This is a genomic window from Amycolatopsis balhimycina FH 1894 (assembly GCF_000384295.1).
In the GTDB taxonomy this organism is placed as follows: domain Bacteria; phylum Actinomycetota; class Actinomycetes; order Mycobacteriales; family Pseudonocardiaceae; genus Amycolatopsis; species Amycolatopsis balhimycina.
Genome location: NZ_KB913037.1, coordinates 1,598,863 through 1,621,531, shown reverse-complemented (window position 1 = coordinate 1,621,531; position 22,669 = coordinate 1,598,863). Strand labels below are relative to the sequence as shown.

Annotated in this window: 23 protein-coding genes; 10 read left to right on the top strand and 13 right to left on the bottom strand. The window is 71.2% G+C overall.

Going from position 1 to position 22,669, the window contains the following annotated elements:
• Positions 1 to 64: 64 nt before the first annotated feature.
• A complete protein-coding gene (locus tag A3CE_RS0106485; protein ID WP_020639259.1) occupies positions 65 to 1,015 on the bottom strand; it encodes an NADP-dependent oxidoreductase in 951 nt (316 codons plus the stop codon).
• A 131-nt stretch (positions 1,016 to 1,146) separates the two neighbouring features.
• Between A3CE_RS0106485 and A3CE_RS0106480 the strand changes: the two genes are divergently transcribed.
• Complete coding sequence (locus A3CE_RS0106480) at positions 1,147 to 2,049, top strand: helix-turn-helix transcriptional regulator (RefSeq protein ID WP_020639258.1); 903 nt, start codon at positions 1,147 to 1,149, stop codon at positions 2,047 to 2,049.
• Here the strand turns inward: A3CE_RS0106480 and A3CE_RS0106475 are convergent.
• Both A3CE_RS0106475 and A3CE_RS0106470 read right to left on the bottom strand, forming a co-directional pair.
• Positions 2,006 to 2,275, bottom strand: a complete 270-nt coding sequence (locus A3CE_RS0106475; protein WP_020639257.1) for a hypothetical protein — start codon at positions 2,273 to 2,275, stop codon at positions 2,006 to 2,008. The two genes, A3CE_RS0106480 and A3CE_RS0106475, sit on opposite strands and share 44 nt — an antisense overlap.
• A gap of 60 nt (positions 2,276 to 2,335) precedes the next feature.
• Complete coding sequence (locus tag A3CE_RS0106470; RefSeq protein WP_020639256.1) at positions 2,336 to 3,004, bottom strand: MmyB family transcriptional regulator; 669 nt, start codon at positions 3,002 to 3,004, stop codon at positions 2,336 to 2,338.
• On the opposite strand from A3CE_RS0106470, the gene A3CE_RS0106465 reads away from it, so the two are divergent.
• On the top strand, positions 3,003 to 3,776 hold the full coding sequence (locus A3CE_RS0106465) for an SDR family NAD(P)-dependent oxidoreductase (protein WP_020639255.1): 774 nt from the start codon (positions 3,003 to 3,005) through the stop codon (positions 3,774 to 3,776). The genes A3CE_RS0106470 and A3CE_RS0106465 overlap by 2 nt on opposite strands.
• A gap of 62 nt (positions 3,777 to 3,838) precedes the next feature.
• Here the strand turns inward: A3CE_RS0106465 and A3CE_RS0106460 are convergent, their stop codons facing one another.
• Positions 3,839 to 4,708, bottom strand: coding sequence for an SDR family oxidoreductase (locus A3CE_RS0106460; RefSeq protein WP_020639254.1), 870 nt, complete (start codon positions 4,706 to 4,708; stop codon positions 3,839 to 3,841).
• A gap of 59 nt (positions 4,709 to 4,767) precedes the next feature.
• Positions 4,768 to 5,709, bottom strand: a complete 942-nt coding sequence (locus A3CE_RS54825; protein WP_020639253.1) for an alpha/beta fold hydrolase — start codon at positions 5,707 to 5,709, stop codon at positions 4,768 to 4,770.
• A gap of 78 nt (positions 5,710 to 5,787) precedes the next feature.
• Here A3CE_RS54825 and A3CE_RS0106450 point away from each other — a divergent pair, with 78 nt between their 5' ends.
• Positions 5,788 to 6,381 carry a TetR/AcrR family transcriptional regulator gene (locus tag A3CE_RS0106450; protein WP_026468216.1) on the top strand — a complete coding sequence of 198 codons (594 nt, stop codon included), beginning with the start codon at positions 5,788 to 5,790 and terminating at the stop codon, positions 6,379 to 6,381.
• A gap of 484 nt (positions 6,382 to 6,865) precedes the next feature.
• Here the strand turns inward: A3CE_RS0106450 and A3CE_RS0106445 are convergent, their stop codons facing one another.
• The 7 genes from A3CE_RS0106445 to A3CE_RS0106415 form a co-directional block, all read right to left on the bottom strand.
• Positions 6,866 to 8,107, bottom strand: coding sequence for a prolyl oligopeptidase family serine peptidase (locus A3CE_RS0106445; RefSeq protein ID WP_020639251.1), 1,242 nt, complete (start codon positions 8,105 to 8,107; stop codon positions 6,866 to 6,868).
• A gap of 91 nt (positions 8,108 to 8,198) precedes the next feature.
• Positions 8,199 to 9,506 carry an alpha-glucosidase/alpha-galactosidase gene (gene melA / locus A3CE_RS0106440; protein WP_020639250.1) on the bottom strand — a complete coding sequence of 436 codons (1,308 nt, stop codon included), beginning with the start codon at positions 9,504 to 9,506 and terminating at the stop codon, positions 8,199 to 8,201.
• A gap of 32 nt (positions 9,507 to 9,538) precedes the next feature.
• On the bottom strand, positions 9,539 to 10,429 hold the full coding sequence (locus tag A3CE_RS0106435) for a carbohydrate ABC transporter permease (protein ID WP_020639249.1): 891 nt from the start codon (positions 10,427 to 10,429) through the stop codon (positions 9,539 to 9,541).
• Positions 10,426 to 11,340 (bottom strand): carbohydrate ABC transporter permease, encoded by a 915-nt coding sequence (locus A3CE_RS0106430; RefSeq protein ID WP_020639248.1) that lies wholly within the window; start codon positions 11,338 to 11,340, stop codon positions 10,426 to 10,428. Before A3CE_RS0106430 ends, A3CE_RS0106435 begins: the two co-directional genes overlap by 4 nt.
• Positions 11,341 to 11,349: 9 nt before the next feature.
• Positions 11,350 to 12,615: an ABC transporter substrate-binding protein gene (locus A3CE_RS0106425; RefSeq protein ID WP_020639247.1), complete on the bottom strand. Its 1,266-nt coding sequence runs from the start codon at positions 12,613 to 12,615 to the stop codon at positions 11,350 to 11,352.
• A 215-nt stretch (positions 12,616 to 12,830) separates the two neighbouring features.
• The gene (locus A3CE_RS0106420) at positions 12,831 to 13,646 is read right to left on the bottom strand and encodes an endo alpha-1,4 polygalactosaminidase (RefSeq protein ID WP_020639246.1); all 816 of its coding nucleotides are present in this window, start codon (positions 13,644 to 13,646) and stop codon (positions 12,831 to 12,833) included.
• Between the two features lie 90 nt (positions 13,647 to 13,736).
• Positions 13,737 to 14,543 carry a DeoR/GlpR family DNA-binding transcription regulator gene (locus A3CE_RS0106415; RefSeq protein ID WP_020639245.1) on the bottom strand — a complete coding sequence of 269 codons (807 nt, stop codon included), beginning with the start codon at positions 14,541 to 14,543 and terminating at the stop codon, positions 13,737 to 13,739.
• A 126-nt stretch (positions 14,544 to 14,669) separates the two neighbouring features.
• Here A3CE_RS0106415 and A3CE_RS0106410 point away from each other — a divergent pair, with 126 nt between their 5' ends.
• Genes A3CE_RS0106410 through A3CE_RS0106390 form a run of 5 tightly spaced genes read left to right on the top strand, consistent with a single transcriptional unit; the run spans position 14,670 to position 19,435 of the window.
• Complete coding sequence (locus tag A3CE_RS0106410) at positions 14,670 to 15,800, top strand: SIS domain-containing protein (protein WP_020639244.1); 1,131 nt, start codon at positions 14,670 to 14,672, stop codon at positions 15,798 to 15,800.
• 1 nt (position 15,801) lies between these two features.
• Positions 15,802 to 16,758 carry an N-acetylglucosamine kinase gene (locus tag A3CE_RS0106405; protein ID WP_020639243.1) on the top strand — a complete coding sequence of 319 codons (957 nt, stop codon included), beginning with the start codon at positions 15,802 to 15,804 and terminating at the stop codon, positions 16,756 to 16,758.
• Positions 16,759 to 16,767: 9 nt separating this feature from the next.
• Complete coding sequence (locus A3CE_RS0106400; protein WP_043790712.1) at positions 16,768 to 17,685, top strand: DMT family transporter; 918 nt, start codon at positions 16,768 to 16,770, stop codon at positions 17,683 to 17,685.
• Positions 17,682 to 18,614 carry a 1-phosphofructokinase family hexose kinase gene (locus A3CE_RS0106395; RefSeq protein WP_020639241.1) on the top strand — a complete coding sequence of 311 codons (933 nt, stop codon included), beginning with the start codon at positions 17,682 to 17,684 and terminating at the stop codon, positions 18,612 to 18,614. The genes A3CE_RS0106400 and A3CE_RS0106395 overlap by 4 nt, the downstream gene beginning before the upstream one ends.
• Positions 18,611 to 19,435: a class II fructose-bisphosphate aldolase gene (locus tag A3CE_RS0106390; RefSeq protein WP_020639240.1), complete on the top strand. Its 825-nt coding sequence runs from the start codon at positions 18,611 to 18,613 to the stop codon at positions 19,433 to 19,435. The genes A3CE_RS0106395 and A3CE_RS0106390 overlap by 4 nt, the downstream gene beginning before the upstream one ends.
• Before the next feature lie 49 nt (positions 19,436 to 19,484).
• On the opposite strand, the gene A3CE_RS0106385 is transcribed toward A3CE_RS0106390, so the two are convergent.
• The gene (locus A3CE_RS0106385) at positions 19,485 to 20,642 is read right to left on the bottom strand and encodes a mandelate racemase/muconate lactonizing enzyme family protein (RefSeq protein ID WP_020639239.1); all 1,158 of its coding nucleotides are present in this window, start codon (positions 20,640 to 20,642) and stop codon (positions 19,485 to 19,487) included.
• 72 nt (positions 20,643 to 20,714) lie between these two features.
• Between A3CE_RS0106385 and A3CE_RS0106380 the strand changes: the two genes are divergently transcribed.
• A complete protein-coding gene (locus A3CE_RS0106380) occupies positions 20,715 to 21,449 on the top strand; it encodes a FadR/GntR family transcriptional regulator (RefSeq protein ID WP_245589439.1) in 735 nt (244 codons plus the stop codon).
• A 46-nt stretch (positions 21,450 to 21,495) separates the two neighbouring features.
• Positions 21,496 to 22,644, top strand: coding sequence for a Gfo/Idh/MocA family protein (locus tag A3CE_RS0106375; RefSeq protein ID WP_020639237.1), 1,149 nt, complete (start codon positions 21,496 to 21,498; stop codon positions 22,642 to 22,644).
• Positions 22,645 to 22,669: the final 25 nt, after the last annotated feature.

Sequence of the window (22,669 nt, the reverse complement as noted above, 5' to 3'; positions counted from 1 at the left end):
TGCCGTCACCGAGCACCAGCGACGTACCCAGCCCCCAGCAACGAACGAGTACCGGACCGGTGCGTCAGCGGGAGACGGCGAGCATGTGTTTTCCCATGACGCCGCCCTGTTCGAAGGCCTGGTGCGCGGCGGCGATGTCGGTCAGCGGGTACACGCTGTGGACCGTCGGGCGCAGCGCGCCGGAGGTGACGAAGCCGGCCAGACCGTCCAGCACGGCGGAGCCGGGATTGGCGCTGAACGTGCGGATGCGCCGGGAGCCGTGGATGGCCGACGCCGCGATCGCGGCCAGTGCGGGGGCCGACAGCCCGACGGTGACCATCCGGCCGCCCTTGGCCAGCCTGCCGCGGTAGCAGTGCAACTCGGAGCCGACCGTGTCGACGATGACGTCGAACGGCCCGAGCTCGGCCGAGGTGGTCGTGCCGTAGTCGAGGACCTCGTCGGCCCCCAGCTCACGCAGGGCCGCGGCGTGGCGGTCGCGGGCCAGCGCGGTGACGTGACCGCCCATCGCGTGCGCCAGCTGCACCGCCGCGGTACCGACACCGCCGGCCGCGCCACGGACGAGGACCCGTTCGCCGTCGCCCAGCCGCACGCTGTCTCGTAACGCGATCAACGCGGTGCTGCCGGCGACGACCAGGGACGCCGCCTCGACCGACGAGACACCGGCGGGAGCGAGACCGATGCGGTCGGCGGGAACCACGACGTACTCCGCCGCCGCGGCGGTGACGTGCCGCTGCCGCGGGTGCACCATGCCCCAAACCCGGTCCCCGGCGCGGTAGCCCTCGACACCGGCGCCGGTCGTGACGACGGTACCGGCGAAGTCCAGGCCGACGCCGATCGGGAACGCGCGGCCCGACACCATCTTCAGCCCGCCGGCGCGGACGATCGTGTCGTGTCCGTTCACACTGGACGCCTCGACCGCCACCAGGACCTCACCGGCACCGGGCGTGGGGCGTTCGGTCTCGGTGACCCGCAGGACGTCCGGCGTTCCGAAGCTCGTGATCTGTGCGGCCTTCATGTCGCGTTTCCTTCCGTGATCGGCTGGTACGGCACCGATCCTGGGGCCTGTTCGCGACCGCACGGGCGTTCGGGTTTTCCTGGGACCGCCAGACCCACCCTCGCCGGTCACCCCACCGGCATACTGGGTCGATGACCGACGACCCCCGCCGCGCGCTCGCCGACTTCCTGCGGACCCGGCGAACCCGGCTGCGACCCCAGGACGTGGGCCTGGAACCCGGTCCGCGGCGGCGCGTCGCCGGGCTGCGCCGCGAGGAACTGGCCCTGCTGGCCGGCGTGAGCTCGGACTACTACCAGCGCATGGAGCAGGGCCGCGACGTGCGGCCCTCCGACCAGGTCCTCGACGCCATCGCCCGGGCGCTGACCTTTTCCGCCGAGGAGACGCGGCACCTGCACAGCCTCGCCGCCGCCGCACGCACCCCAGCCCGCCCGGTGCGCTCGTACCCGGCGGAGGAAGTGCCGGAGACCACGCTGCGGCTGCTGCACGCGACGACCTCGCCCGCCCTGGTCGTCGGGCGCTTCCTGGACCTGCTGGCCTGGAACCCCCTGGCCGGCGCGCTGCTCGGCACGTTCACCGAGCTGCCCCGGACCGAGCGGAACCTGCTCGCGCTGTTACTGCACCCGGAGGCCGGCCAGGCGTGCCCGGAACGGGCGGCGACCGTCGCCGAGCTGACCGGAATGCTGCGGGCCCAGGTCGCCGCCGAGCCGGGGCACCCCCGCGCGGTCGAGCTGGTGGGTGAGCTGGCCGTGCGCAGCGACGAGTTCGCGACGCTGTGGGCCCGCCACGACGTCGAGGACACCACACGCGGCAAGATGCGCGTCGACCACCCGCTGGTCGGCGAGCTGAACCTGGACTGGGACGCCTACCCCATGCCGGGCGCTCCCGGTCCCGTGCTCATCGTCTACACCGCCGAGCCGGGCGGCCCGGACCACGAACGACTCCAACTGCTGACCGGCCTGCTCGACGCACCCAGCAGGGTGGAGCCTGCGGTCACGAGACCGTCGCCGCGATCTTCACCGCGTCCTCGAGGGTGAACGCGCCTTCGAGCCGGTAGGTGACCGCGCCTCGCTGCCAGATCAGCGACTGCGCGGCGAGGCGGGCCGTTTCGGTGCGCCGTTCCCCGGCCCGGTCGACGTACATCAGCTGGTGCGGCCGGTCGATCCAGATCGCCGGTTCTCCGGCGACGCTCACCCGGCGGCCGTCGGACATGCCGAGGAACTTCTCGAAAACCGGGCCCTGAACGGCGGTGGTGCGGTGCAAGCGCAGCCGGTCACTCCGAGCGCTGTGGCGCGCGGCCGGCACCTAAGCGGGTGACGATTGCTAAAGCGGTCCGCTCGCGCGGACGCCCTCGGGGCCCAGCACGTTCAGCAGGGCCAGTGCCTCGCTGTCACGGGATCCGGGCGGTGCGGTGTAGAGCACGAGGTGCTGGTCGCGGTCGGCGAGCGTGAGGGAGTCGCAGTCGACCGTGATCTCGCCGACGGCCGGGTGCCGGAACGTCTTGGTGAGCATCGGCGTCGCCTGGATGTCGCGTCGTTCCCAGAGCCGGGCGAACTCGGGGCTGCCGTCGAGGAGTTCTTCGACGAGGCCGGTCACGGCGGGGTCCGAGGGGTACCGTGCGTGGACGACCCGCAGTTCGATCACCACGTGGTGCCGGAACTCGGCGAGGTCGGAAACCCCGTACAGCGCCGCGTCGGGACGCGGCGGCCCGAGGAACGCCCTGCGCGCGAGGTTGCGGTCTCGCGGGGCGAGTGCGGCGAAGTCTTCCATGAGCGCGGCCGCCAGGTCGTTCCACGCGAGGACTTCGAAGATCGCGGAGATCACGAACCCGGCCGTCTGCGGGAGCCGGTCCAGGAGCGTCAGGATGCTGGGACGGACGTCGCGGCGGTGGGTGCCGGACCCGATCGGCGCGGTGCCGGCCAGGACGTGGAGATGGCCGGACTCGGCGTCGGTCAGGCGCAGCGCGCTCGGTTGCGGTGACGCTGGAGGCATGACCAACAGCGATTCGATCGGCCTGCTCACCGGCAAGGTCGTGTTCATCACCGGTGCCAGCCGGGGCATCGGTGCCGCCGCGGCCCGGCTCTTCGCCGCCGAGGGCGCCGCCGTCGTGCTCGCCTCCCGCGGCACGGAGGCTCTCCAGCGGATCGTCACCGAGATCCGCGCGGACGGCGGCGTCGCCGACGCCGTCACCCTGGACCTCGCCGACGGCGTGAGCGTCCGCGCGGCGGTCGACCGCGTGGAGCAGCTGCACGGACGGCTCGACGGCGCCTTCAACAACGGCGCGGTGATCCAGTCGCCCGGCCCGCTCGACACCACCAGCGACGAGGACATCGACGCGCAGTTCGCCGTGAACTTCCGTGCGCACTGGACCGCCATGACCGCCGAGGCCGCACTCATGCGACGCACCGGCGGCGGGGCGATCGTCAACACCTCCAGCATCGGCAGCCGCCGCGCGAACCCCGCGCTTCCCGCCTACGGCGCCATGAAGCGCGCGCTGAACAGCATCACCGAGACCGCGGCCGTGACCTGGGGTCCGCAAGGTATCCGGGTGAACGGCATCACCCCCGGCGGCACCGCCACGGAGATGATCGACGCGTGGGAGGCGGTGTCCCCGGGCATCGTCGAGGCCAACAACGCGGCGACCCCCCTCGGCCGCATGGCGGAGCCCCGAGAGGTGGCCGAGGTGGCCGCGTGGCTGCTCAGCGACCGCGCCTCGATGGTGACCGGCGCGATCGTCCCGGTCGACGGCGGCGCCGGAGCCTGAGGGCGCCCGTCGAGGTCCACGGCTGCGCCGGCCGCCGGGACCTCGACGGCTTGCGGCGGGGCTTACACGGTCAGCTCGGCCAGGTGGGTCTTCAGCACGTCGTGGAGGGAGACCGGCGCGCGGCCGGTGAGGTCCTGCACCGCGGTGCTCGGCTGATCGAGCCAGCCTTCGCGCGTGGCGACCCCGAAGGACGCGATCCACGGGGCGGCCGGCTCGGGCAGCCCGTGCGCGACCAGCCCGGCGATCAGCGCGTCGTCGTCGACCTGGACGACCGCGACCGGTGCGCCGGTCAGCGTCGTGCCCAGTGCGGCGAGGTCGTCGGCGGAGACCGTGGCGGGCCCGGTGATGTCGTAGGCCTTTCCGGCGTGCCCCTCGCTCGTCAGCACGGCGGCGGCCGCCGCGGCGCAGTCCTCGCGGGAGACGTAGGCGATGCCGCCGTCCCGCGCGTTGGTCACGAGCCGGCCCGAGGCGACGGCCTGGGCGACCGCCTGGATCTGGTTCTCGGCGTAGAGGTTGTTGCGCAGGAACGTCCACGCGAGCGGGCTCGCACGGAGGGCCTCTTCGGTCTCGCGGTGCGCGCCGGCGGCGGCGGCCGGGTTGCCCTCCTCCGGGCGGTACAGCGAGGTGTAGACCACGTGCCGGACGCCGGCGGCGACCGCGGCGTCGATGGCCGCCCGGTGCTGCGCCACGCTCTGGCCGACCGCGTCGGTGCTGATGAGCAGCAGGCGCTCGACGCCCGCGAGTGCTTCCGCGAGCCCGGCCGGATCGTCGAAGTCGGCGGGCCGGACGTCGGCGCCGCGGGCGGCGGCATCGGCGAGTCCGTCCGGGCTGCGGGTGAGCAGGACGACGTCGGCGGGCGAGACCTGGTTGAGCAGAAGGGCGGTGACCTGACGGCCGAGGTGGCCCGAGGCACCGGAGACGGCGAGCTTCATGGGGGTGCTCCTGGTGGTAGTCGACATGAGTGCGAAGGGACCGGCCGCGCCGGGGCCCGTCAGCCTTTCCTCTTCCGGAGGAAGCCGACCAGCGCCTCGTTCACGATCTCCGGCGCCTCGAGCTGCGGCCAGTGGCCCACGCCCTCGATCGGCAGGTACCCCTCGAGGTTCGGCACGCTCCCGGTGAGATCCCCCTCCTTGAACGCGCGCATCCGGACCATGCCGTCCTCCGTGCCGAACGCGAAGAAGGCGGGCTGCTGGATCTTCGCCCCGGCGAAGGCTCCCGCCTCGTCGAAGTAGGGCTGCATGGCGCGGTAGCTGTTGAGCGGGCCGTGGAAGCCGTCGCGTTCGAAGCCCGCGATCGCCGCCTCGACGTCCTCCCGGTCGGCGAAGGGCGGGATGCCGATCGGCGACGGCCGGTTGAGGCTCTTGTTCGGGTCCATCGGATCCCACGCCTCGGCAGGATCGGGCAGCCCTGACGTCCAGTAGAGCATGCCGGGCAGGGTCGTGGCGGCGTCCGCCCACTCCCGGTCGGCCTCGGGCCGCATCTGCCGGAACATGTAGAAGTCGTCCTCCTTGCCGGCGGACTTCAGCCGCTCGAGCATGCTGGGGCCACCCGGGAGCACCGGCGGGACGCTGAGGCAGAAGACCGCGTCGAAGAGATCCGGCCGCATCATCGCCGCACTCCAGCTCACCGTCGCCCCGAAGTCGTGGCCGACGAGGGTGGCGCGCTCGATCCCGAGTTCCGAGAGGACGCCGACGAGGTCTCCGACGCCGTAGAAGATCGTGTAGCGCGCGGGGTCTTCGGGCTTGGAGGAGTCGCCGTAGCCGCGCATGTCCAGCGATATCGCGCGGTAGCCCGCGGCCGCGACCGCCGCCATCTGCCTGCGCCAGCCCCGCCACCCGTCGGGGAAGCCGTGCACGAACAGCACGGCCGGGCCATCGCCCTCCTCGACCACGTTCAGCGTGATGCCGTTGGTCTCGATGTACGCCTGCTTCATGGAGCTGCTCCCGATCTGTAATCGTGACTACAGAAGTAGGCTAGCAGACATCTGTAGTCGGTGTTCTAGAATGGGGTCATGGCAGCATTGGGGCGACCCCGCGGATTCGATCGCACCGTCGCGCTCGAGGGTGCGCTGCAGGCGTTCTGGGAGCAGGGGTTCGAGTCGACCTCGATCGCCGACCTGACCCGCCGCCTGGGCATCGGACCACCGAGCCTGTACGCGGCGTTCGGGGACAAACGCGCTCTGTTCCTCGAGGTGCTGGACCTGTACTACGGCAGCTTCGTCCAGTTCCTCGACGAGACGCTCGCGGTGCCGGGGGCCAGGCGGGACGCGATCGCGGCGATGCTGCTGGGCATCGCGCGGTTCTACTCGACGCCAGGACTGCCGAGAGGCTGCATGGTGAACACCGCGGCGGCGCCGACCGGGGAGCCGATTCTGCTCGCCCGGCTCGCCGAGTTGCGGTCGTCCGTGCAGGAGCGGCTGCGACGCGAGACGCGCGCGGCGGCCGACGCCGGTGAACTGCCGCGAGACATGGAGCCGGACGCGCTGGCCGCGGTGATCTGGACCACCGTGCTGGGCATGTCCATGCGATCCCGCGACGGCGCCGACCGAGACGAGCTCGAGTCGACCGCGCGCTCGATCATGACGATCTGGCCGCCCGTCCGATGATCGCCGGCACCGCCTTCTCTCCTCGGCGGCGCAACCACGACGCCCGTCAGAACCACACCACTGAACCGCCACATCCATCGCACGACGCGGACATCGCCGCACATGATCAAGATGTTTCACCTGAACGAGCCGAACCTCGAGGGTTACTCCGAAAGGCGGCGCCGGTGATCACGGTCTCGTCCAAATAGGACCCTGCACGGTCTTCCGGCCCGGTCGAGTGGTACCGGTGAGTTCCGGTCGCCCGGCTGAAGCATTCAAGACCTCCGGAACCGGCCTGCTCGGCTGCCGGCGGTGAAGCGGCCGGGTCGGCGACTCGCCAGACCACTTGAACGACCCTTTCACCTCGTCCGACGAGGTGAAAGGGTCGTTCATGACATCGCTGCGGCCGGCTCTGCCAAGACTTCGCCGGGCCCGCCCAGCCGCCGGGGTGGCGACAGCGAAAGCGCCGGCAGCATTGCCTCGTGCGGCGACTCCGCGGCTTGGTTCAGCGACGCCGGCCGGCCATCCACTGCCAGAGGTGGGTACCGCCGGCACTCGGGTCGTTGCGGGCCACGTAGATCCACGAGAAATGACCGAGGAACTGATGGCCGTTCCAGACGACGTGGTCGTAGAGCGTCAGCGTGGCACGGGGGATGAGCTCGCTCGCGTGGACCGTGTTGGCCTGCGGGTCCACCGTGGCGTCGTCGCGGGAGGCGACCAGCCAGGTGGGCGTGCTGATCGCGGTCAGCTCGGCGTCGGGAACCAGCGGTGGGTCGCCCGCCCTCCGGGCCGTGACGACTCCGCAGATCGGTACCGACGCGGCGAACGTGGTGGGGTACACCGTGGTCATCTTCACCGTCATGTAGCCGCCGTTGCTGCACCCGGCGACGTAAATGCGGGCAGGGTCGACGGGCTGCGTGCGGAGCACGTCCTGGATGATCTCGTGGATGAGCGGGGCGAAGCGGGGGCCGTCGTCCATCCAGGCGGACGTGCTTTGCGGTGCGACCACGTAAGCGCCGTCGAAGATCGATTGCGCTTCCGGGGTGGCGAAGCCCAGCGCACCGCGATTGCCGCGCAACGTGGTTTCGTTGTCGTAGTAGTTGTCGGGCAGGGAAGCGCCTTCGCCGCCGCCGTGCAGCCAGACGATCAAGGGCCGCCGGCCGCGTCCGGACGAGGGGGAGTACAGCCGGTACTTCATCCCGGAACGCGAGGCGTGGTAGCTGAAGGCGTCGACCTCGGGGTTGGCCGAACGGCCCTGCCTGAACCCGGCGAAGGAGATCGGCCGGCCGTCCCGTAGCCGCACGGGGGTGTTCTGCGTGACGGTGTAGCCGAGGTCGAGCCGGACGTTGCGGCCCTTGCTGCCGATGTAGCCGAGGGTGCCGCCGCCGATCTGGCCTTCGCCGTGGCTCAGCTCGAGGACGATGTTGCCGTGGCGGTCGAGCAGGGCGGCCGTCACCGGCCGGTCGAGGTCGTAGCCGATGTCCTGACCGCCCGTGTCGATCGGGCTGGTCGCCTTCACGTGCACGCTGAACGTGCCGGTGGTCAGGCCGGCGGGGTCGAGAGGCCCGATCCGGGAGGTTTCGAGGGTGATCGACGTGATCTGCTCGCCGCCGTCGAGTGTCTCGGCGTTGAGGGTGAACCCCACGCGGCCGGCCGGGGCGACGTGGGCGATGCCTGGCAACGCGGCGCCGGCGGTGAGGCCGGCGCCGGTGACCAGGACGGTACGACGGTTGAACGCGGTGACCATGCGAACTCCTTCGTCCGATGACAGCCGGTGTTCCATGCTCCCGCAGGACGATGGCACTGACAGCCGCCGCCGGGGTGGCAGATCACGCGCGTCAGTGGCCGAGGACGGCGCGCAGGGCGGGCTGGAGCCGGTCGCCGTGGGCGCGGACGAGGTCGTCGCACAGCTCGAAGATCCGCTCGACCGGCAGCGTGGCCGCCGTGGCGGGGTCGGTCATCGCCGCGTGGCGGATGTGGCGTGGGTCGTCTTCGACGGCCGCGCGCACGACGAGGTCGTCGACGCTCAGGTACGTCCGGTTGAGCGCCGCCAGCTGCGGCGGCAGCGCGCCGATCCGGGTCGGCCGGACGCCGGTGCCGTCGACCAGGCACGGCACCTCGACCACGCCGCCGGAGGGCAGGTTCTCGATCAGGCCCCGGTTGACGACGTTGCCGTAGACGGTCCGGGGGGTGTCGGTGACCAGGCTGTGGATGATCTGCGGCGCGGATTCGCCGGTGCCTTCGACCGGCAGCGGCTCGTCGGCCGCGATCGCCCGCCGGGTCCGTTCGTACTCGGCTTCGTTCTCCGCGACGATGCCGAGGTAGTCCCCGATCGGCAACCGCAGGCGCTCGATCTCGCTGTCGTGCTTGAGGTACCAGGGCACGTACTCGGCCGAGTGCTCGCTGGTCTCCGTCGGGTAGTAGCCGAGCCGTCGCAGCATGTCGAACCGGACGCGCCGCCGCAGCTGCTCGTCGGACTCGGCCAGCTCCCGCAGCCGCGGGTAGAGGTCGGCGCCCGCGTGCTCGAACCGCAGCACCCACGCCTGGTGGTTGACGCCGGCCGCGACGTAGGTGACCTCGTCGAACGGCACCCCGATGAGCTCGGCGAGCCCGTGCACGGTCCAGTACACCGAATGGCACAGCCCGACGACCCGCGTCAGCGCGGTGGCTTCGCTCAGGTACTGGACGTTCATCGCCATCGGGTTCGTGTAGTTCAGCAGCCAGGCCTCCGGGCAGACGTCGGCGATGTCCGCCCCGAGCGCCTTGAGGAAGGGGAACGTCCGCAGCGCGCGGAAGATCCCGCCGATGCCGAGGGTGTCGCCGATGGTCTGGCGCACGCCGTAGCGCGCCGGGACCTCGAAGTCGGTGTGCGTCGCCTCTCCCATGCCGATCTGGACGATGTTCACGACGAAGTCCGCGCCGGACAACGCTTCCCGGCGGTCCGCGTGCGCGGTGAGCACCGGTTTGACGCCCCGCACGGCGGCGATCCGCTGGGCCGCGGCCAATGCGGTCGCCAACCGGTCCGGGTCGATGTCGTGCAGGGCGACGTGCACGCCGTCCAGCTCCGGGTAGGCGAACAGGTCTGCCAGGAGGCCCTGGGTGAACACGACGCTGCCCGCGCCGACGAAGGTGATCTTGGTAGGCATGGAGATCCGATCCGATTGTGCGAAGTGGACAGTCAGCTCTTGAGCCCGCTGGAAGTGACCGACTGGATGAACGTCTTCTGCGCGCCGAGGAAGGCCAGCAGCACGGGCAGCACGGTGATGACGTTGCCCGCCATCACCGCGGCCCAGTTCGTGTGGTGCTGGCCCTGGAACGTCGTGAGCCCCAGCTGCAGCGTGTAGGTCGTGTCGTGGTTGACGGCGATCAGCGGCCAGGTCAGGTCGTTCCACGTGCTGAGGAACGTCAGCACGGCCACCGTGCTCAGCGCGGGCCGCGACAGCGGAAGCACAATGGTGAACAGCACGCGCAACCGCGAGCAGCCGTCGATCCACGCCGCCTCTTCGAGCTCCCGGGGCAGCGACAGGAAGAACTGGCGCAGCAGGAACACCGCGAACGGCGTCACCAGCGACGGCACGATGAGCGCGCCGAGGGTGTCGATCAGGCCGAGCTTCTTCATCACCAGGAACGTCGGGATCATGGTGAGCTGGAAGGGGATCGCCATCGTCGCGACCATCAGCGCGAGCAGTGTCCGCGAGCCGGTGAACCGCATCCGCGCGAACGCGTACCCGCCCAGCGTGCCGAACAGCAGGTTCGACACGACGGTCACCGCCGAGACGATCAGCGAGTTCGTGAACCAGCGCACGAACAGCGCGTTGTCGAGGACATAGCGGTACCCCGAGAAGTCCACATGGGACGGCCACAGCGCGGGCGGGAACCGGTTGATCTCGGCGTTGCTCATCACGGAGCTGAGCAGCAGCCACACCAGCGGCGCCGCGAACAGCAGCGCCAGCGGCACGAGCAGCAGGTGCCAGGGACTGAAGGGCAGCCGGGGCCGGCGCAGCACGGGCAGCGCGGTGTGGGTCGCGGACACGTCGAGCCGGGCGGGCCGTGTCGGCTGTATCGTCATCGGAGCGCCTTCCCGGGACGGCGCAGCACGCGAACCGCGACCACGACGACCAGCAGGGCCAGCGCGAGCACGTAGGCCGACGCCGCGCCGTAGCCGGCGGTGAAGTTCTTGAACGCCTGCTCCCAGACGAAGTAGACGATGACCGTCGTCGAGCCGAGCGGGCCGCCCTTGGTCGTCACGTAGACCAGGTCGAACACCTGCAGCGACGTGATCAGCTGCCACAGCACGAGGAACGCCGTCACCGGGGTGACCGCGGGCAGCGTCACGTGCCGGAGCACCCGCCACGTTCCGGCACCGTCCAGCCGCGCGGCCTCGACCAGCGACGGCGGGACGTCCTGCAGCGCGGCGAGGTACACCACGACACAGAAGCCGGTCCCGCTCCACAGCGTGATGCCGACCAGCACCAGCAGCGCCTGCGCCGGGTCGGTCAGGAAGCCTTGCGGCGACACGCCGAGGTGGTGCAGCAGCGAATTGGCCGCGCCGAACTGCGGGTCGAGGATGAAGGAGAACAGCACGCCCTGGGCCGTCGCCGACAGCACGAACGGGACGAACACGAGCGTCCGGTAGACGCCGACCAGGCGGATGCGCCGGTTCAGCGCCTGCGCCAGCAGGAACCCGAACAGGATGCTGAGCGGGACGTAGAGCACCGTGTACAGCACGGTGTTCCCCACGGCCTGGGCGAAGTGCGGGTCCTGGGCGAGCGCGGCGTAGTTGTCCAGGCCCACCCAATGGCTCGGCGTCACCAGGTCGTCGGCCTGGAAGGACAGCACGAGCGACCAAGCCACGGGTACCACGCCGAGGCCGAGGATGATGAGCACGGCGGGGGAGACGTACGCCCACGCGGTCGCGGTCTCACGGCGCCGCCGGTGTTGTACGGGTGTGACGGTGATGGGCCTCGGCAGTCCGGGCATGGCGGCTCCCTATCGCGGAATGATCAAGGCGGCGTTCGCGGCCGCGGCGCAGTCGCGCAGCGCGTCGGCCGGCGTCGCCCGGCCGAGTAGCACAGCGACGATCGCGGTGCCGAGGGCCTGCGACACCTGGGGGTAGGCCGGGTGCACGGGCCGGACGCGAGCGTTCTCCAGCGCGTCGACGAAGACCGGCAGGCCGGGGGTCTCGGCGGTTTTCTCCTGCCACGCGGGCAGTTGCTGCGTCCGGCGGCTCAGCGGGAGGCTGCCCGCGCCGTCGTCCCAGCGGACGTCCTGGGCCGGGTCCGCCAGCCAGGACAGGAACGTCTGGGCGGCCGCTACGCGCTCTTCGCCGTTGTCGAACAGCGTCCAGGTGTCCGGGCCGGAGATGGTGACCGGACGGCCGCTGAAGCTCGGCAGCGGCACGACCGCGTAGTCGATCCCGGCGTCGGTGATGTCCGGCAGCTGCCACGGGCCGGTCGCGACCATGCCGATGTGACCGGCTTCGAACGCCTGGTACATCTGCTCGCTGCCGGTCTTCGGGTCGAGGTACACGGCGTGCGCCGCGGCGAGGTCGCGGACGACTTCGAGGACACGGACGCCCTGGTCGGCGAACCCGATGCCGCGTCCGCCGGCGCCGATGACGTCGCCGCCGAGGTCCCAGATCATCGGCCACAGCCGCCACACGGTGTCCTCGTCGCCGGTGGCGGGCCAGGCGGTGCCGAAGGTGCCGCTGCCCGCGTCGGTGAGTTTCCGTGCTGTGCCGACGAAGTCGGCCCACGTCCAGCCCGCGGCGGGCAACGGGAGCCCGGCGTTGGCGAACAGCTCCTTGTTGCACACCACGGCCAGTGAGTCGAGCAGCGCCGGGACCGCGCGGACGCGGCCGTTGACGGTGACCGCTTCCCGGGCCGGTGCCCAGAAGCCGGGGCCCGCGTCGACGAGGCCGGTGACGTCGACGACGCTGGGGCTGCGCGCCACGCTGGCGAGGTCCGAACCGAAGACGTAGGCGATGTCCGGGAACGACCCGGACGCGAGCGCCGCGGTGATCTTCTGGAGCATCGCGTCGGCGAGGACGCCGCCGCCCAGGTCGATCCGGATCCCGGGGTGGGTCCGGTGGAAGTCCGCGACGAGCGCGTCGAGCACCTTCTTGCCGGTGTCGGTCTGGCCGTGCCAGATCTCGACGGTGACCGGGCCCCCGGTGGCCCGCGCCGGGCCGCAGCCGGCGAGGGCGGCACCGAGGGCCAGACCGCCGGCGCCGCGCAGGAATCCGCGGCGGTCCATCAGGGTGCCTTGCCGGGGAACGGAAACGACATCATCGAAAACTCCGGATGATGGTGGGCACGACCCCGCCTCGGACTCTCGAAGAGGTCCTGGCGACTCAGTCCGGGCTCGCGGGGGAACCGACATACCGGCTGGGCATACCTCTGACGTCGGGTGTTCGTTGCGACGTGGACAGCAGTAAAGCGAGCGCGATCGAACGTGTCAAGGTGCGCGCGTCAGCAGGTCTTGCGGACGTACCCGCTCGTCCCCTGGGGCACCACGTACAGGTCACGCCGGACGATGCTGATCTTGCTCTTCCACTCCGGGCAGCCCTTGCTCATGCCCGAAGCGGTGTACTCGACGTCGACCACCCGGTTGTTGAACGGGCCGGCGTAGTCGGCGCACTCCTCGTATTCACCGCATTCTTCGGTGACGGCGAAGTCGAGGCCGTTGGCGACCCGGTTGCCGGCCAATTCCGGGGTGTTCTTCTGGGCGATGGCGAGGTTCTTGCCGTGGGCGTAGGCGGACAGGAGCTTGATGTACTCCTGCGCGTGCGTTGTGGTGAGCAGGTTCTTGGACCGGCTGTAGCTGTCGTAGTTGTCCGGCTCGATCGCCTGGTACCCCTTCGAAGCGCACGTGTCGATCCAGCTGCCGACCTTGGCCGCCACCCGGCTGCGCTTGTCGGCGGTGCGCAGGTCGAGCAGGGTTTCCTTCCAGTCAGGGTCGACTACCTTGTTGCCGTTCGCATCGCGGAGCAGCAGGTCGCTCTGCCATTCGCCGTCCGCGCCCTTCTGCGCCTGGAAAGCGTTGAGGTAGCAGATGTTGTACTTGCCGCTCGCGGGGGCCGCCGAGAAGTCGCGGCTGACGATCTGCACCCCGGACGGCGGGGTGTAGGCGCCGCCGATCTGGTAGTCGAACCCGGCGGCCTGCGGGGGCAGGGTGACCGCGGCCGAGGCCGGGGCGGCGGCCGCGGCGAGCAGGCCGGCGGCCAGTGCGCCCGCCGCCGTGAAAGAAGCGAATCGCTTGCCGGGGACGGGGAGAGAACGCTTCATCCGGACTCCATCATCGTCGGGGCTGTTGTCGGCGAAAGGTAGGCAGGACGATCACCGCGGTCAACGAAACGCGCATTCGCGATGCGCGTTTCACCGCTCCGCGGTGGCACCGACCTCGACGACGGTGACCCGGACACCGGCCCGGCGGATCGCCGCGACCGCGCCGGGTGCGGCGGAGGCGTCGGTGATGACCTCGTGCACGTCCTGGATGTCACCCATGCGGGCGAGGGTGGTCCGCCCGAGCTTGCTGCCGTCGGCCAGCACGACCACCCGCTGGGCGCGGCCGAGCATGGCGCGGTTGGTCCTGGCCTCGTTCTCGTCGTGGGTGGTGATGCCCGCCGTCGCGTCGATGCCGTCCACACCGACGAAAGCCGTTCCGACGCTGATCGAGGCCAGCACGTGCTCGGCCCAGGGGCCGACCAGCTCGTAGGACTGCGGCCGGGCGACGCCACCGACGACGACCAGCTTCAGCCGCGGGTGCAGGGCCAGGTCCATCGCGATGTTCAACGCGTTCGTGACCACCGTCAGATCCGCCCGGCCCGGCAGCTCCCTGGCGAGTTCGCTCGTGGTCGAGCCGCCGGTCAGGGCGATGACGTGCTTGCCGGCGGGCAACGTGCGGATCGCCGCGTGCACGATGGCGCGTTTGGCGTCCCGGGAACGGCTTTCCCGGTAGGGCGGCGGCACCTCGTTCGTGTGCCCCCGGGGCCGCGCGCCGCCGTGGGTGCGGGTCAGCAGCCGCTGTTCCGCCAATTTGGCCAGATCGCGCCGCAGCGTGGCGGAGGAGACGCCGAACCGCGCGCTGAGCTCACCCACGTGCAGCGAACCGGTGTCCGCGAGCACCCGCAACAGCTCCGAGAGCCGCTCGGCCCGGGTGGTGCGCCGTTTCCGCGTGGACATGGGCCGAGCCTACGACAGCCGGCGAAACGCTCAATCCGGATGCGCATTTGGACACCGAACCTTGCCCCTGGCGCGGGGAGCGGATGAGTCTCCGGGAGAACGTCCCGGAAATCGGAGGCAACACCTATGCAGAGCAGCGGGCGGTGGCCCGGCGACAGCTGGACCGCGCGGGAGATCGAGCAGCAGCCCGCCACCTGGATCCGGGTGGCGGAGGCCGTGCGGCGGGCCCGGCCGGAAATCGGGAAGCTGATCGGGCTCTCCGGGTGGCGGATCGTGCTCACCGGTGCGGGTACCTCGGCGTTCGTCGGCGAGGTCGTGGCCCGCGATCTCGCGCGCCACCTCGGCCGGCCGGTCGAGGCGATCGCGACCACGGAGATCGTCGCCGACCCGGGTGCCGTGGTCGTGGACGACCGGCCGATCCTGCTGGTGTCCTTCGCGCGCAGTGGCAACAGCCCCGAGTCCGTCGCGGCGGCGGACCTGCTGCAGCGGCTGGCGCCGGAGCTGCGGCACCTGGTGATCACGTGCGACCCGGGCGGCCGGCTGGCACGGCGGTGGTCCGGCGCCGGGAACGCGGTCGTCGTGAACCTTCCGGACGAGGTCAACGACCGCGGATTCGCGATGACCTCCTCGTTCACCGGGATGGCGCTGGCGGCACTGCTCGCCTTCGGCGTGGACGTCGACGTCGACGCGCTGGCGCGCGCCGGGTCGGCGGTGCTCGACGGTGCCGCGGAACACGCGCCGGCGATTTCCGGCGCCAAGCCGGCCCGGCTGGTGTTCCTGGGCTCCGGGCCGCTTCGCGGGCTGGCCCGGGAGGCCGCGCTCAAGTGCCTCGAGCTGACCCGGGGTGAGGTGGTCGGCCTCGCCGATTCCGCGCTGGGCTTCCGGCACGGACCGAAGTCGGTGCTCGACGAGCGCACCATCGCCGTGGTCTTCCTCTCCATCGATCCGCACGCGCGGCGCTATGACGTGGACATCGCGCGCGAGCTGGTGCAGTCACTCGGCGAGGAGCGGGTGGTCGTGGTGGGCGGGGACGACGCGGGAGAGGTCGGTGGCGCACGGATCTGGCCCGTGCCCTCGCCACCCGGCGTACCCGTTGCCGGTTACGCGTTGCTCGTCGTGATCGCCGCGCAGACCACGGCGCTCGCCTGCTCGCTCGCCCTCGGCGTCACCCCGGACAACCCGTTCCCCGAAGGGGAGGTGAACCGCGTCGTGCAGGGCGTGGTCATCCACGAATTCGCGCCTCCGGAGGTGAGCTGAAGTGTTCCTCGGTGTCGATGGTGGGGGGACGAAGACGGCGTTCTGCCTGGTCGATCTCGACGGCCGGGTCGTCGCGGAGGCCAGGACCGCGAGCGTGTACTACCTGAGCGAAGGTCTGCAGATCGTGGAACCCCTGTTGCGCCAGGGGATCGGCGAAGTGTGCCACGCCGCGGGTATTCCGGTCTCGGACATCACGTACGCCTTCTTCGGCTTGCCTGCCTACGGGGAGATCAGTGCCGACGTGCCGGTGCTCGACGCGGTACCGGCCAGGATCCTCGGTTCGGGAAACTATCGCTGCGGCAACGACATGATCTGCGGCTGGGCCGGGTCGCTGGGGGCGATCGACGGCATCAACGTCGTCGCCGGCACCGGCTCGATCGCCTACGGCGAGCACGAAGGCAAGCAGTGGCGCGGTGGCGGCTGGAGCGAGCTGTTCGGTGACGAAGGCTCCGGCTACTGGGTGGCGATCCAGGGCCTGAACGCGTTCAGCCGCATGGTCGACGGGCGGCTGCCCGCCGGGCCGCTCGTGGCGGAAATGCGCCAGTCCCTCGGCCTCGCCGCCGACTTCGACGCGATCGACGTCGTCGTGAACCAGTGGCACGGCGACCGGGGCAAGGTCGCGACGCTGAGCAAGGTCGTGGCCCGGGCCGCGGAGGCCGGCGACGCGGTCGCGACCGGAGTGCTCCGGGAAGCCGGGCGGGAGCTCGCGCTGCTCGTGGATGTCGGCCGGGGAGCGCTCGGATTCGACGCCGCACAACGGGTTCCGGTGTCGTACTCCGGTGGCATGTTCGGGTCGGCGCACGTGCTGTCGTCGTTCCGCGACGCGCTTTCCCTCGAGTACGACCTGCGTGAGCCACTGCTGGAACCGCACATCGGTGCCGCGCTCTACGCGGCACGCCTGCACGGACACCCGTTGCGTGCCGGGCAAGTCCACTCCACCGCGTCCCTGCCTCACTGAGGAGCCGAGATGACCGGATCAGGTGTGCCCACCCGCGGCTGGATCCCGTACGCGGGACTGCTGGTGGTGTTCTGGGGGGTGTGGGGGGCCATTTCCAGCCTGCCCACCAAGCTCTACGCCTACCCCGACCCGATGGTGTACGTGGTCTGGGCGCTGACCATGCTCGTGCCCGCGTGGTTCTCGCTGCGGGGCAAGAAGTTCGACCGCGGCCGGGTCGCCGCCGGGTACGGGCTGCTGATCGGGCTCACCGGGGCGGGGGGACAGCTGCTGCTGTTCAAGGCCCTCACCATCGGACCGGCCTACGTGATCTTCCCGATCGTCGCGCTTTCGCCCGCGGTCACGGTGTTGCTGGCGTTCGCCGTGCTGCGGGAACGGCTCGGCGGGTGGTCGTGGGCCGGCGTGCTGCTCGCGCTCGTCGCCGTCGTGCTGTTCTCCGTCTCCACCGGTGACGGCGGCGACAGCGGGTGGCTCTACCTGGTGCTGGCCGCGGGAGTCTGCGTGGCGTGGGGTGTCCAGGCGTTCTTCATGCGCAAGGCCGCGCTCGCCGGGGTGGACGACGCTTCGACGTTCGGCTGGATGACCGTCAGCGGGTTGCTGCTGATCCCGGTCGCGGTGCTGATGATGGGCGGGCTCCCGCTGGCGTTTCCGTGGCAGGCGCCCGCGCTCACCGCGGGGACCCAGCTGCTCAACTCGGTCGGCGCGCTGTTCCTCGTGATGGCGATGAGCCGGGGCAAGGCGTCGATCGTGGCGCCGGTGACCAACGCGCTCGCTCCTGTGCTGACCATCGTCCTGTCGCTGCTGTTCTTCGGCGCCGCACCCACCGGGTTCCAGATCGCGGGCATCGTGCTGGCCCTGGCCGGTTCGACCCTGATGGTGTACCGCGCGGAAAAGACCACCGAGCCGGTCCTCGGCAGCGCCGCGCTATGACGCCGCGGATCGTCACCATCACCCTCAACCCCGCGATCGACGTGACCTACCGGGCCGACGCGCTGCACCTCGGCGGGACCACGCGGGTATCGGGCGTCCGGTCCCGCGCGGGCGGCAAGGGCGTCAACGTCGCGGCGGTGGTCCGCGAACTGGGCGGCCGGAGCCTGGTGCTGGCGCTGACCACGACCCGGACGCCCGACGAGTTCCGGGACGGGCTGGACCGGCTGGGCCTCGCCCACCGGCTCGTCCCGGCGCTGCCCGCGGTGCGGCGGACCGTGGCGGTGGTGACTCCCGCCGACGGGACGACGATGGTGCAGGAGGCCGGCTCCCCGGTTGACGCGACCGCGGAAACCGGCATCCTCGAGGCTCTCCGCGCCGAGCTCGCGGCCGGGGTGGGAGCCGTCGTGATCTCCGGAAGCGTGCCGGTGGGCCTGAGCGCCGACGTCCCGGCGACGGCGGCCCGGCTGTGCGCCCGGCACGACGTGCCGGTCATCGCCGATGTCTCCGGCGCCGCCCTCCGCGAGGCCGCCGGCAGCGGGGCGGTGCTCATGCCGAACGAGGACGAGCTGGCGGAACTGGCCGGACCCGGAGTCGACGCCTGTCAGGACCTCGTGGCCGCGGGAGCCCCGGCGGTGGTCGCGACCTTGGGCCCCGAAGGGGCGATCGCCGTGACCGCCCGGGGTGCTTGGCGCGCCTGGCCCGCCGAGGTCGTCACCGGCAACTCGGCCGGTGCCGGAGACGCCGGAGCCGCCGCGCTGGCGCTACAGCTGGCCGCCGCCGGTGGAGTGTCCGAAGTGGACTGGCCGGTTGCTCTCGCGGACGTGGTCGCCACGTCGGCCGCCGCCGTGCTGCGGCCGGTCGCCGGCGAGATCGACGTCGCGGCCAGGGACCGGTGGATCAGTGCCGTGAAGGTGGAGAGGATGCGATGAACTGGGCCACGGTGCTGGACGACCTGCGAGCGCAGCGACGCGCGATCGGGGCGTTCAACGCGATCCTGATCGAGCACGCCGAAGCCGTCGTGGCCGGCGCGGAGCGCAGCGGGTTCCCGGTGGTGCTGCAGATTTCGCAGAACGCCGTCCGCTACCACGGTTCGCTCGCGCCGTTCGCGCTCGCCTGCCTGCGGCTGGCCGAGACCGCGACCGTGCCCGTCCTGGTCCACCTCGATCACGTCGAGGACGAGGAGCTGATCCGCGAGGGGCTCGACCTGGGCATCACGTCCGTCATGTTCGACGCCGCCGCGCTGCCCTACGCCGAGAACGTGGCCAGGACGAAAGCCGTCGTCGAACGCTGCCACGCCCAGGGCTGCCGCGTCGAGGCGGAACTCGGCGAGATCGGCGGCAAGGACGGCGCCCACGCGCCCGGCGTGCGCACGGACCCGGCCGAGGCCCGCGAGTTCGTCGCCGCGACCGGCGTGGACTCGCTCGCGGTGGCGGTCGGATCGTCGCACGCCATGGCCGACCGCAGTGCGGTGCTCGACGAGGAGCTGATCGCCGCGCTCGCCCGCAGCGTTCCGGTGCCGCTCGTGCTGCACGGTTCCTCGGGCGTGCCCGACGAGGGACTGTGCGGGGCGGTGGCGAGCGGCATCGCCAAGGTCAACATCGGAACGCGGTTGAACCAGGTGCTCACCGAAGCTGTGCGTTCGACGCTCGGGGCGCACACGGCTCTCACCGACCCCCGCCGCTACATCGCCCCCGGCCGGGACGCGGTCCGGGACGAGGTGGCCCGGCTGCTCACCTTGCTCGCGAAATGAGGACGGCTGTGAGGTCCTTCTCCCGCGCGCGGCCGGGTGATCGGCTCCGCTACTCGAACACCCCGTAGCCCGCGACGGCGTGGGCCCGGACGCCGTCCATGTCGAGCTCCACGCCGATGCCGGGAGTGTCGGGGAGCGTGATGTAGCCGTCCTTGACGATCGAGCCGCTGCCGTCGGGGGCGTGGACGTAGCTGTCCCACACCGCGCGCTCCTCGAGGGCGTGCCATTCCTGGACCAGGAAGTTGGGGATCGCCGTGCACTGGTGCGAGGTGGCCATCGTGCCCAGCGGTGTCGACACCAGGTGTGGTGCGAAGGGAATGTAGTGCAGCTCCGCGAGGTTGGCGATCTTCTTCGCCTCGGCGAGGCCGCCGCACTTCGGCACGTCCGGCTCGATCACGTCCACGGCGCCGCGTTCGAGCAGCTCGCGGAATCCCCAGCGCAGGTAAAGGTTTTCTCCCGCGCAGATCGGCGTGCGGGTCTGCGCGCGCACCCGCACCAGCGCGTCGATGTTCTCCGCCGGCAGCGGCTCTTCGAGCCACATCAGGTGGAACGGCTCGAGCTCCCACGAGATCCGGCACGCGCTCGGCACGTCGTAGCGGGCGTGGAGGTCGATGGCCAGCTCGACGTCCGGTCCGATCGCTTCCCGGACCGCTGCCACGCGCTCGACCATCGAGCGCAGCTCGGCGGCGTTGATCGTGTGGTTGAAGGCGTCGAACTTGGCCGGGTGGTGCAGGTCGTCGATGTCGAACTTGAGGGCGGTGAAGCCTTCGGCGACCATCCGCTGGGCCCGGTCGACGCAGCCGGCGATCGAGCCCGCCGGGTCGTCGCCGTCGCCGCAGTCGGCGTAGAGGCGGATCCGGTCGCGGAACTTCCCGCCGAGCAGCCGGTGGACCGGCTGCCCGGCGGCCTTACCCGCGAGGTCCCACAGCGCGAGCTCGATCCCGGACAGGGCGATCACGAACACCCCGCCCTGGGCGCCCGCGAAAACCTTGCTGCGGCGCAGTTTCTCCCAGCAGCGCTCGACGTTGCGCGGGTCCTCGCCGATCAGGAGCGGCGTCAGGGAACCGATCATCCCGACGACGGCACCCGCGCCGGCATCGGGATTGGCCTCGCCGAACCCGCTGAGGCCCTCGTCGGTGTCGATCCGCACCAGCGTGGCCTCACCGTGGTAGGCCACCACCGCCGTCGTCACGTTCACGATCCGCATTGCTCTCCCGCCGCCGGGTAGTGCCGAAAAACGGACTGTCGCGAAGCTCAACTTGTCCTATAAGCTGATGACATGCCAAGGAGACAAGAGTCTCCGGACGCTGTCAAGGTCCGGACTCTTCCGGTGCAGGTGGCGGCCCACCTGACCCGGCGCATCGTCAGCGGCGAAATCGAGGACGGCCGGGCCCCGTCGGAGCTCGAGATCTCGAGTGAGTTCGGGGTCTCCCGGGTGGTGGCGCGGGAGACGCTCAAGATCCTCGCCTCGCTCGACATCGTCGACGTCGCGCAGGGCCGCCGCGTCGTCGTGCGCCCCCGCGCGGAGTGGGACTACCTGAGCCCGTTGCTGATCGAGTGGCTGCCCACGGAAAGCGTCGAGGAGCTGCTGCAGGAACTGCACCAGATGCGCGCACTGCTCGAGCCCGAACTGGCCGCCATGGCCGCGGCCAGCATCACCGACGAGACGCTGGCCCGGCTCGGGGACGAGATCGGCCGCATGGCGGCGCTCGAGACGGACCCCGAGGCCTACCTCGAGGTCGACCACGAATTCCACATGGAGATCTGCCGGGCGGCCGACAACCGCATCCTCGACCGGATCATGTACTCCGCCCGCTGGCTCGGCACGGCCAGCCGGCGCGTCACCAACGAGGCGCCGGCCGGGCTGCACCGCGCCACCGCCCAGCACACGGAGATCTACGAGGCGCTCGTGGCGCGCGATCCGGAAGGTGCCCGGGCGGCGATGCGCAGGCACCTGAGCAACAACTACTCCACGCTCCTCGCGGAGAAGGGGCAGCGAAGCAAGCGTCGCTGACACACTGCACGACCGATCCGGAACCGATGACGAGGACGGACGAGCCATGGCAGCACCTGCGATCCGGCCGATCCGGCTGGGGCTGATCGGCACCGGGCTCGCGGTCGAAAAGCTGCACTGGCCGGCGTTGTGCGGGCTCGCCGATCGGTTCGTCGTCACCGCGTTCACCGACGCCTCTGTGGACCAGCGCAAGCGGTTCGCCGGCTACAGCGGGGTCGAGCCGGCCCGGGCCGCCGCCGACCGGGCCGCGTTGCTGGCCCGCGACGACGTGGACGCCGTGCTGATCTCGGTGCCGATCCCGCACCTGTACGAGGTGGCGTGCGACGCGCTCGCGGCAGGCAAGGACGTGTTCTGCGAGAAGCCGGCCGGTGCCGACGCGGAGCAGGCCGCGGGCTTCCTGGCCCTGGCGGCCGGGCACCCGGACCGCACCTTCGTGGTGGGGGAGAACTACTTCTACCGCGATGATCTGCGCTACGCCCGTGCGCTGCTCGACGACGGCGCGATCGGCCGCCCGCACCTGATGGCGTGGCGGCACGCCGGCCGGTCGGTGCCCCGGGCGGGCGGGTTCACCGGCACGCCGTGGCGACAGCGGCCGCAGTACCGCGGTGGCGTGCACCTCGACTTCGGCGTGCACCACATCGCCCAGATCCGGCTGCTGTGCGGCGACATCGCCCGGGTGCACGGTGCCGTACAGGCAGCCAACAGCACGATCGACGCACCGTCGGACCTCACGCTCAACCTCGTCTTCACCGGAGGCGCCATCGGCAACTACACCGCGTCCTTCCCCGAAATCCCGGTGCCGCCCGAACCCAATGAGATGCGGCTGTACGGCACCGAGGGCGTGCTCGTGCTCGCCGGATCCGAGTCGGAGCGCCGCGTGACGCGCAGCAGTCCCGACGCCACCACCCACACGATGGTCTTCCGCGGCAGCGACAACGGCTACCGCGCGGAACTCGTCGACTTCGCCGACGCCGTGCAGTTCGGCGGGCGGCCGGTCGGCAGCGTTGCCCAAAGCGTGGCCAACGCGATGGTCGTCCAGCGGGCGTTCGACTCCGCGGAACGGGCGGCAGCTCTGGCACTTGACGCCGTGCCCGCCGCGGGCCCGGTGCCGCTGTGGCGGCCCCGTGGCGCGACCGGGCTGTTCGACGGGCTGCCAGGACAACGCATCAGCAGTACGGCGTCCTTCGCCGCATGAACGACCCGCAGCGCGGCACTCGCCC

What these genes read in the sequence shown, in the direction of transcription:
- A3CE_RS0106485 (WP_020639259.1), bottom strand. Translation starts at nt 1,015, where the DNA reads ATGAAGGCCGCACAGATCACGAGCTTCGGAACGCCGGACGTCCTGCGG.
- A3CE_RS0106480 (WP_020639258.1), top strand. Translation starts at nt 1,147, where the DNA reads ATGACCGACGACCCCCGCCGCGCGCTCGCCGACTTCCTGCGGACCCGG.
- A3CE_RS0106465 (WP_020639255.1), top strand. Translation starts at nt 3,003, where the DNA reads ATGACCAACAGCGATTCGATCGGCCTGCTCACCGGCAAGGTCGTGTTC.
- A3CE_RS0106470 (WP_020639256.1), bottom strand. Translation starts at nt 3,004, where the DNA reads ATGCCTCCAGCGTCACCGCAACCGAGCGCGCTGCGCCTGACCGACGCC.
- A3CE_RS0106460 (WP_020639254.1), bottom strand. Translation starts at nt 4,708, where the DNA reads ATGAAGCTCGCCGTCTCCGGTGCCTCGGGCCACCTCGGCCGTCAGGTC.
- A3CE_RS54825 (WP_020639253.1), bottom strand. Translation starts at nt 5,709, where the DNA reads ATGAAGCAGGCGTACATCGAGACCAACGGCATCACGCTGAACGTGGTC.
- A3CE_RS0106450 (WP_026468216.1), top strand. Translation starts at nt 5,788, where the DNA reads ATGGCAGCATTGGGGCGACCCCGCGGATTCGATCGCACCGTCGCGCTC.
- A3CE_RS0106445 (WP_020639251.1), bottom strand. Translation starts at nt 8,107, where the DNA reads ATGGTCACCGCGTTCAACCGTCGTACCGTCCTGGTCACCGGCGCCGGC.
- melA (WP_020639250.1), bottom strand. Translation starts at nt 9,506, where the DNA reads ATGCCTACCAAGATCACCTTCGTCGGCGCGGGCAGCGTCGTGTTCACC.
- A3CE_RS0106435 (WP_020639249.1), bottom strand. Translation starts at nt 10,429, where the DNA reads ATGACGATACAGCCGACACGGCCCGCCCGGCTCGACGTGTCCGCGACC.
- A3CE_RS0106430 (WP_020639248.1), bottom strand. Translation starts at nt 11,340, where the DNA reads ATGCCCGGACTGCCGAGGCCCATCACCGTCACACCCGTACAACACCGG.
- A3CE_RS0106425 (WP_020639247.1), bottom strand. Translation starts at nt 12,615, where the DNA reads ATGGACCGCCGCGGATTCCTGCGCGGCGCCGGCGGTCTGGCCCTCGGT.
- A3CE_RS0106420 (WP_020639246.1), bottom strand. Translation starts at nt 13,646, where the DNA reads ATGAAGCGTTCTCTCCCCGTCCCCGGCAAGCGATTCGCTTCTTTCACG.
- A3CE_RS0106415 (WP_020639245.1), bottom strand. Translation starts at nt 14,543, where the DNA reads ATGTCCACGCGGAAACGGCGCACCACCCGGGCCGAGCGGCTCTCGGAG.
- A3CE_RS0106410 (WP_020639244.1), top strand. Translation starts at nt 14,670, where the DNA reads ATGCAGAGCAGCGGGCGGTGGCCCGGCGACAGCTGGACCGCGCGGGAG.
- A3CE_RS0106400 (WP_043790712.1), top strand. Translation starts at nt 16,768, where the DNA reads ATGACCGGATCAGGTGTGCCCACCCGCGGCTGGATCCCGTACGCGGGA.
- A3CE_RS0106395 (WP_020639241.1), top strand. Translation starts at nt 17,682, where the DNA reads ATGACGCCGCGGATCGTCACCATCACCCTCAACCCCGCGATCGACGTG.
- A3CE_RS0106390 (WP_020639240.1), top strand. Translation starts at nt 18,611, where the DNA reads ATGAACTGGGCCACGGTGCTGGACGACCTGCGAGCGCAGCGACGCGCG.
- A3CE_RS0106385 (WP_020639239.1), bottom strand. Translation starts at nt 20,642, where the DNA reads ATGCGGATCGTGAACGTGACGACGGCGGTGGTGGCCTACCACGGTGAG.
- A3CE_RS0106380 (WP_245589439.1), top strand. Translation starts at nt 20,715, where the DNA reads ATGCCAAGGAGACAAGAGTCTCCGGACGCTGTCAAGGTCCGGACTCTT.
- A3CE_RS0106375 (WP_020639237.1), top strand. Translation starts at nt 21,496, where the DNA reads ATGGCAGCACCTGCGATCCGGCCGATCCGGCTGGGGCTGATCGGCACC.